At 76.4% G+C, this 776-nt stretch carries 1 protein-coding gene; it reads left to right on the top strand.

Annotation, left to right across the window (positions count from 1 at the left end; all coding sequences use genetic code 11):
* Positions 1–776, top strand: a 776-nt coding sequence (locus FV226_RS27655) for an EAL domain-containing protein (RefSeq protein WP_147765425.1), incomplete at both ends; no start/stop codon positions are given.

The raw sequence follows: 776 nt of genomic DNA, 5'->3' as shown, positions 1-776 counted from the left end.
GCCGACGCCCCCAACGAGGACGAGGCGGTGATCGCGGCCTTCGACGGCGACGGGCTCGAAGTCCACCTCCAACCGGTGGTGACCCTGCCGCAGCGCAAGGTCGCGTCCTACGAGGCCCTGGCGCGTCTGAGGCTCGCCGGCGTGGTGCTGACGCCCGAGGCCTTCCTGCCGGCGCTGGAGCGGCACGGTCGCTCGACCGAGCTCGACCGGCGCATGCTGCAGCGGGTCGCGACCATCGCCCGCCACCTCGTCGGCCGTGGCAGCGAGGCGGCGGTGGCCTACGGCCTGTCGCCGCTGTCGCTCTACGAGCCCGGGTTCCTGCGCGGGATCGCGCGGCTGGTCGCGGCGGAGCCGGCCTTGGCCGGCCGCCTCGTCGTCGCCCTGCCGCAAGCGAGCTGGCGCAACCTCGACGCCGAGCAGGCCGGGGCCGTCGCCGCGCTGAAGGGCCGGGTCGGCTTCACACTCGACCGGCCGACCGACCTGCGCTTCGACGCGGCGGCGCTGGCCGGCCACGGCGTCGGCCAGGTCAAGGTGCCGGCCGAGCTGCTGCTGCGCCCCGGCCCCGCCCGGCGCAGCCTGTCCGACATCGCGATCGAGGACCTGGTCACCGCGCTCGCGCGGGCCGGCATCCGTCTGGTCGCGACGGAGGTCGGCACGGAATCCGACGTGCCCGACCTGATCGACCTCGACGTGCCGTTCGGGCAGGGGCCAGTCTTCGCGCCGCCGCGCCCGGTGCGCGCCGACGTGCTCGCCGCGCAGGCCCCGCCGGTCCCCTC

This window comes from Methylobacterium sp. WL12, assembly GCF_008039475.1.
GTDB classification, from domain to species: domain Bacteria; phylum Pseudomonadota; class Alphaproteobacteria; order Rhizobiales; family Beijerinckiaceae; genus Methylobacterium; species Methylobacterium cerastii.
This window is presented reverse-complemented; position numbering and strand designations above follow the sequence as displayed.